Origin of the sequence: Yoonia maritima, assembly GCF_043641945.1 — a bacterium.
GTDB classification, from domain to species: Bacteria; Pseudomonadota; Alphaproteobacteria; order Rhodobacterales; family Rhodobacteraceae; genus Yoonia; species Yoonia maritima_B.
The window spans coordinates 218,491-225,124 of record NZ_JBHZRX010000002.1 but is presented as its reverse complement, the minus strand read 5'-3'; the positions used below and the strand labels follow the sequence as shown (position 1 = coordinate 225,124).

6 protein-coding genes and 1 tRNA gene are annotated in these 6,634 nt (G+C 53.5%); 5 read left to right on the top strand and 2 right to left on the bottom strand.

What is annotated here, in order from left to right:
• Window positions 1-103 precede the first annotated feature (103 nt).
• A tRNA-Asp gene (locus tag ACHUEV_RS04650) sits at window positions 104-180 on the top strand.
• Between the two features lie 94 nt (window positions 181-274).
• Here the strand turns inward: ACHUEV_RS04650 and ACHUEV_RS04645 are convergent.
• Window positions 275-823 carry a hypothetical protein gene (locus tag ACHUEV_RS04645; protein WP_394177896.1) on the bottom strand — a complete coding sequence of 183 codons (549 nt, stop codon included), beginning with the start codon at window positions 821-823 and terminating at the stop codon, window positions 275-277.
• Window positions 824-1,032: 209 nt separating this feature from the next.
• Between ACHUEV_RS04645 and ACHUEV_RS04640 the strand changes: the two genes are divergently transcribed.
• Complete coding sequence (locus ACHUEV_RS04640; RefSeq protein ID WP_394177895.1) at window positions 1,033-2,568, top strand: alkaline phosphatase D family protein; 1,536 nt, start codon at window positions 1,033-1,035, stop codon at window positions 2,566-2,568.
• Between the two features lie 41 nt (window positions 2,569-2,609).
• On the opposite strand, the gene ACHUEV_RS04635 is transcribed toward ACHUEV_RS04640, so the two are convergent.
• Window positions 2,610-3,983, bottom strand: a complete 1,374-nt coding sequence (locus tag ACHUEV_RS04635; protein ID WP_394177894.1) for a M20/M25/M40 family metallo-hydrolase — start codon at window positions 3,981-3,983, stop codon at window positions 2,610-2,612.
• A 135-nt stretch (window positions 3,984-4,118) separates the two neighbouring features.
• On the opposite strand from ACHUEV_RS04635, the gene ACHUEV_RS04630 reads away from it, so the two are divergent.
• From ACHUEV_RS04630 to hemA, 3 genes are all read left to right on the top strand, one after another.
• Entirely contained in the window at window positions 4,119-4,892 is a 774-nt protein-coding gene (locus tag ACHUEV_RS04630; RefSeq protein WP_394177893.1) for a hypothetical protein, read from the top strand.
• 30 nt (window positions 4,893-4,922) lie between these two features.
• Window positions 4,923-5,078, top strand: a complete 156-nt coding sequence (locus ACHUEV_RS04625) for a hypothetical protein (protein ID WP_394177892.1) — start codon at window positions 4,923-4,925, stop codon at window positions 5,076-5,078.
• 223 nt (window positions 5,079-5,301) lie between these two features.
• Window positions 5,302-6,525, top strand: a complete 1,224-nt coding sequence (hemA, locus tag ACHUEV_RS04620) for a 5-aminolevulinate synthase (RefSeq protein WP_394177891.1) — start codon at window positions 5,302-5,304, stop codon at window positions 6,523-6,525.
• Window positions 6,526-6,634: the final 109 nt, after the last annotated feature.

The window sequence follows — 6,634 nt, the reverse complement described above, 5'->3', positions numbered from 1 at the left end:
GGTTGTAGCTCAGCTGGTTAGAGTACCGGCCTGTCACGCCGGGGGTCGCGGGTTCGAGCCCCGTCAACCGCGCCACTAACTCCGATGTGACTAGATACGATGCGCGGTTGTAGCTCAGCTGGTTAGAGTACCGGCCTGTCACGCCGGGGGTCGCGGGTTCGAGCCCCGTCAACCGCGCCACTTATCCTTGATAGTTAATGAAGCACTCTTGATGTGTTATTGGATATTGGTTGTCTGCAGTAGTGACGAATCCAGCATTCAAGCTTAAGGTGCTTTAATCTTTAGAGATATCGACCTTGTTTATTGGAGTGCCAGCAGGAAGGTCGCGTATTTGCGCAAATATCTGACCTGAAATGCTCCAGCTGACTTCTAGATCCGCAATTTCGAAGTTGCTAAAAACGTCTTTCCCGCCAAGGCACAGGGGTACGGTATGGCTTACGCACTCCCCGTACTTAGGGCGTCGGCCTCCCGAGGAAAGCCAATTTTTGAATTTTGTATGGTCGACAGTTTCTTCGGGATATTGAACTAGCTCAATTTCGTGGAATGCTGTGTAACTACATGGGATTTCGAAAATTTCTTTCGTTGCGGGGTCAAGAAGGGCGACCTCTGGCTCGCCGTTTACCACCCTTTTGTGATCGGTTGCGAACTGACGTCCCATCCAGTCTGCTCCAAAACATCGAAACTGCTGTGCACGCTCCGGAAAGACGTCTTCTACGCATCTTGTAAAACGCGCAATATCTTCTTCGCGGTGTAATTGGTATGCACCATCAAGTATGGCGGTGTCCGCCTCTTTACGTTCCTTCTTTTTGAAGAAAAATTTCATCTGATTTCCTGCAGGTAATGTGCTCTCCGGCTGAACCTTGCACGCAAACTCAATTTAAAGATAGGGCTCGTAATTGACGTTCGATGTATTTCAAAAACCTGCTCGAGTGTCATCAAACGTTTCCTAAACTGTCATCTGTTTGGCGTGATTGTGTCACGTTGTGGTTGGATGTTTTTCGGATCAGTTCTTGATCATGGAAGTTCAGAAAAATGCCACGTATTACACTCAATCGTCGTCAGACGCTTTTGGGTTCCGCAGCACTTGGAACCACTCTTTTTGTACCTTCGCTTAGCCGCGCGCAAAGCCGGCCTGTGATGACACATGGAATTCAATCGGGTGATGTTGCCCATGATGGCGCTGTTGTATGGGTCCGTGCCGACCGCGAGTCGCGCATGATGGTCGAATGGGCCACTACTGAAAGCTTTGCGGATGCGCAGGCTGTTCCGGGACTGTCTGTCGGTACCCCTAGCGATTTCACCGGTAAAATGTCGCTGTCTGGTTTGCCTTCGGATCAGGACATTTTCTACCGTGTTAAGATGGTTGGCCTCGGCGATGGTGTGGAGTCAGAGGCGCTGACGGGGCATTTCCGCACGGCACCACATGGCAGCCGCGACATTAGCTTTGTTTGGTCTGGCGATACCGCAGGGCAGGGCTGGGGTATTGATCAGGATCGCGGTGGGATGCAGACCTATGCTACGATGCTGCAGCATAACCCTGACTTCTTTTTGCATTCGGGGGACACGGTTTATGCCGATGGTCCGTTGCAGGAAGAGGTTGAATTGGCGGACGGTACGATCTGGAAAAACGTCGTGACCGAGGCAAAGACCAAGGTGGCCGAGACACTGACCGAATTTCGCGGCCAGCATCTGTATAACCTGATGGATGATAACGTGCGTGCGCTGAATGCGCAGGTGCCAATCATCGCGCAGTGGGATGACCACGAAGTGACCAACAACTGGTATCCGAACGAGGTGCTCAGTGCGGATGATCGCTATACCGAGAAATCAGCGGCACTCCTGTCTGCGCGGGCGGCCCATGCGTTCCACGAGATGATGCCAACCCGTCAGACTATGGACGAACCTAACCGCGTGTACCGGAAGGTGTCGTATGGCCCGTTGTTGGATATCTTTGTGATCGATATGCGCACCTATCGCGGTGACAATTCGCCGAATACTGAAACCGCGCCGACGCCCTTCCTAGGTGCGGAGCAGATGGCGTGGCTCAAGCGTGAGATGCTGAATTCCAAGGCGACTTGGAAGGTGATTGCGTCGGATATGCCGATTGGCATGATGGTCCGCGATGGCGATGAAAACATGGAGAACGGTGCCAATGGTGACGGGCCGGTGTTGGGGCGCGAGCAGGATATCGCGGCGATGCTTTCGTTTATCAAACATGCGCAAATCCAGAATACCGTGTGGCTGACGGCGGATGTGCATTATACGGCAGCGCATCATTATTCGCCTGACCGTGCAGTGTTTCAGGACTTTGAGCCGTTTTGGGAGTTTGTATCTGGTCCGCTACATGCAGGTACGTTTGGCCCGAATGATTATGACAATACGTTTGGTCCTGAAGTCCGGTTTGCTAAGCATCCAGAGCCGGGGCAGGCGAACCTGCCGCCATCTGACGGTATGCAGTTTTTTGGTAAGGTTGATATCGCGGCCGATACAGGCGTCATGACTGTTCGCCTGATGGATCGCGCTGATGTTGAATTGTGGTCGGTTGAGCTTGAACCGAAGCGTTCTTGAGTTAAGCGAGGGTGGGTTAAAACCCACCCTACGTTTGTGGTTTATTTCGTCATTTCGTGCAGGATGCGTGCCCATGACCGTATCCCTTTGTGGAACGAGGATAGGTCGTATTTTTCGTTGGGTGAATGGATTTGGTCGTCGTCTTTGCCAAAGCCGATCAGCATCGCGTCCATGTTCAAGATGTCCTTGAAGTGGCCCGCAATCGGGATTGATCCGCCGCAGCCAACATAGGCCGCCGCATTTGGCCATTCGTCGGATAGCGCTTTGCGGGCTTGGTCGAATGCTGGGTGGGTTGTGGTCATTTGCCCAGCCGCGCTTGCCCCATGATCGCTGAAGGACACGCTGCAATCGGCGGGCAGCATGTCTTGGACCATTTTGCGAAAGTTATCGCGAATTTTGAGAGGGTCTTGCGTGCCAACCAGACGGAAGCTGATTTTTGCGTGGGCTTGTGATGGCAGTACGGTCTTGAAGCCATCACCGGTGTAGCCTGACCAGATACCGTTAACTTCGCAGGTTGGGCGCGACCAGATCATTTCAAGCGGGCGGCGGCCCTTCTCGCCAGCAGGCTCAGACAGCCCAACTTCACCCAAGAATTCCTTTTCGTCGAATTTCAAGTCATCCCATGCCGCGGCGAGTTCGTTGGAAAGCTCGGGGACCCCGTCGTAGAAATTCGGGATCGTGATCCGGCCATCTTCGTCATGCAGGGCTGCGATGACTTTGGCCAGCACGCGGGCAGGGTTCATCGCTAGCCCGCCGTACATGCCTGAATGCAGGTCTTTGTTTGGGCCGGTGATGGTGAGCTCTTCGCCCAAGAGGCCACGTAGCTGTGTGATGATTGCTGGTGTGCTATCGCCATACAGCCCCGTGTCACAGATAAGGGCGACATCGGCGGTAAGTTCCTTCGCATTTTCGCGCATGAACGGGGTCAGTGATGGTGACCCTGATTCCTCTTCGCCTTCAAAGAACAACGTGATGTTGCCGGGCAGGGTGCCATGCACGGCTTTCCATGCACGGCAGGCCTCGACAAACGTCATCAGTTGGCCCTTATCATCGGATGATCCGCGCCCGCGAATGACTTTGCCTTTGGCGGTGTCTTCGACTTGCGGATCAAATGGGTCGCGATCCCACAGGGCCAACGGGTCAACCGGTTGCACGTCGTAGTGGCCGTAGAACAGCACATGTGGTCCTTCGCCGCCTGAGTGCGCAACAACCATTGGGTGGCCCGTGGTGGGGCGTTTTGATGCCTCGAACCCGATGCTTTGCAGGTCAGCGACCAGCCAATCGGCGGCTGTGTCGCAATCGCCCTTGTAGGCCGGATCGGTCGAGATTGATGGAATGCGCAGCAATTCAAGCAGCCGTTCGGTGGCGGCGTTCAGATCGCTATCAATACGCGAGAGGACGGGGTCGAGGGTCATTTCATAGGTCCTATGTTTGTTTGCCGTCAGGGTGGCACGATTGGCGCGGGCGTCAATCCAAAACGCATAACTGTTTGACTTGGGTCATGCCGAAGCGGATTAATTAGCGCTAAGCGTGATTTATAGGCCAATGACATGATTGAGTATTTTCAGGATTTGATAGACGTCGCATTTGATTTCGAAAACACCAGTCGAGGCGCGCGTAAGATGGCGTTTGCGCAACTTTTAATCAGTGGCATTCTTGTTGTTGGTCTGCCGTTCAAAATCTTGATGTTTATTGGGGATCGTATCCGTGCACGTCGTGCCGAGGGAGAGACCTATCTGGATACGGTTCCACAGCGAATGTCTGGCGGGCCAAGTACTCAGGCGGAAAGAGATCGGCCTTCGCACCGGTTCGTCCCGCCGCCGCCGCTGAGGCTGGCCCCACGCCCGACGGATGGCAGGTATTTTGAAACGCTGCGTGCATTCGCCGAAGAAAAGAAACGTACCGGCGAGGTAATGAATGAATACGAACGTGAAACCGTTGGTATCATGGGTTTTTTGTATGACGTATTTGGGCCAAACGGGTTGGCGCATTTCGACAGCTTTGGCGGCATTGCACCTTTTCGAAGTCACGAACTGCGGTCGATGTTGGAGAAGTTAGGGTTGGGCGAGCTGAATTCCAGTATCGAGTCGGCCTTAGCGATTCACCTGAAACGTTATCAATTGAGCCAAGATTACATGGCGACTGGTATGCCTGCTGAACAGGTCGCATCACACCCGAATATGCCAACCTATACGCAATTGGATGCGTCACTCAAAGTGAATGGTGGTCAGGGCCGGTTCATTCATGCGGCGGACAGATATCTAGAGGCGGCCTATCCGTGGGAGCCTGCGCAGCCGCATAATGCATTTGCAACGCCATCATGACAAACCGAACGACGCGACCAGTCCATTGCAATGGATCCGTATTCGGCTATCGACAAACAGTTGGTTGTACCAGGCGCGCGGCCTGAACCATCTGCGGACGAAGAAATCACGCTGGTTGTCGGTGCTGCAAAGCGCCTGGCCTTTGCAGAACGGATGCCGCGTGAGCCCGGCTGTCGTCTATCGTAATTTGGAGCTTGCTTACGAATGGGCACCGGATGACGTTGCGCCCAAATCTCCGTATTCATTGATCTAGGTCAACGTCTTTCGTATCTTTGACCGGCACTAAGGTATTAGGGGGCGACAGTTTGTAGCGTATTGCTCGGACGGGATTGGCCCTATATGACACTTAGAACGATTCAAAAACCTAGGGCTGATCTGGGTTTTGAGCCGCAAGATGAAGGAAGTATCAGTGGACTATACCGCTCAACTGGATGCCGCGATTGACCGTTTGCACGAAGAAGGCCGTTACCGGACCTTCATCGATATTGAACGCAAACGTGGCCAGTTCCCCCACGCCACATGGCGCAAGGATGACGGAACTGAATCACCGGTGACAGTATGGTGTGGTAACGACTATCTTGGAATGGGGCAGCATCCTGTTGTTTTGGCTGCGATGCACGAAGCTGTTGATGCAACTGGCGCTGGATCTGGCGGGACGCGCAACATTTCTGGCACAACGGTTTACCACAAGCAGCTTGAGGCTGAGCTTGCGGATCTTCACCAAAAAGAAGCGGCACTGCTATTCACATCAGCATACATCGCCAATGATGCAACGCTAAGCACGTTGCCCAAACTGTTTCCGGGCCTGATCATCTATTCAGATGCGCTGAACCACGCGTCGATGATCGAAGGTGTCCGCCGCAACGGTGGTGCAAAGCGCATCTTCCGTCACAATGATCTGGATCACCTGCGCGAATTGCTAGCGGCGGATGACCCTGCTGCACCAAAGCTGATCGCGTTTGAATCGATTTATTCGATGGACGGGGATTTTGCCCCGATCAAGGAAATCTGTGACCTTGCAGATGAATTCAATGCGCTAACTTACATCGACGAAGTACACGCCGTGGGCATGTATGGTCCGCGTGGGGCAGGGGTTGCTGCACGTGATGGTCTAATGGGCCGCATTGATATTATCAACGGAACCTTGGCCAAAGCATATGGCGTGATGGGCGGTTATATTGCTGCTTCACCAAAAATGTGCGATGCGATCCGGTCCTATGCGCCGGGCTTTATCTTTACGACAAGTCTTCCGCCGGCTGTCGCTGCTGGTGCCGCGGCAAGCGTTGCGCACCTGAAGCAAGATGACACGCTGCGTGTACAACACCAGACACAGGCGAAAATCCTAAAGCTGCGTCTGAAGGGGATGGGGCTGCCTATCATTGATCACGGTAGCCACATTGTGCCGTTGATCGTTGGCGATCCGGTCCATACGAAGAAGTTGTCTGACATGCTGCTTTCGGAATTTGGCATCTATGTTCAGCCGATCAACTTCCCAACAGTACCCCGCGGAACAGAGCGTCTGCGCTTTACCCCGTCACCCGTTCATGGGCCGCGTGAAATGGATGCATTAGTCGGTGCTTTGGACAGTCTTTGGTCACATTGTGCGCTGAATCGCGCTGAACTGGCGGGTTAACCTTTTTTCAACGTATGCATGGCTGCTGCCAGTATGCTATTGATTGAAAAGGTTCTCATGCGAAATTGATTCGTGTTACAAGAGAACCTCGGGGCAGTAACCGACGGGA

What these genes read in the sequence shown, in the direction of transcription:
- ACHUEV_RS04645 (WP_394177896.1), bottom strand. Translation starts at nt 823, where the DNA reads ATGAAATTTTTCTTCAAAAAGAAGGAACGTAAAGAGGCGGACACCGCC.
- ACHUEV_RS04640 (WP_394177895.1), top strand. Translation starts at nt 1,033, where the DNA reads ATGCCACGTATTACACTCAATCGTCGTCAGACGCTTTTGGGTTCCGCA.
- ACHUEV_RS04630 (WP_394177893.1), top strand. Translation starts at nt 4,119, where the DNA reads ATGATTGAGTATTTTCAGGATTTGATAGACGTCGCATTTGATTTCGAA.
- ACHUEV_RS04635 (WP_394177894.1), bottom strand. Translation starts at nt 3,983, where the DNA reads ATGACCCTCGACCCCGTCCTCTCGCGTATTGATAGCGATCTGAACGCC.
- ACHUEV_RS04625 (WP_394177892.1), top strand. Translation starts at nt 4,923, where the DNA reads ATGGATCCGTATTCGGCTATCGACAAACAGTTGGTTGTACCAGGCGCG.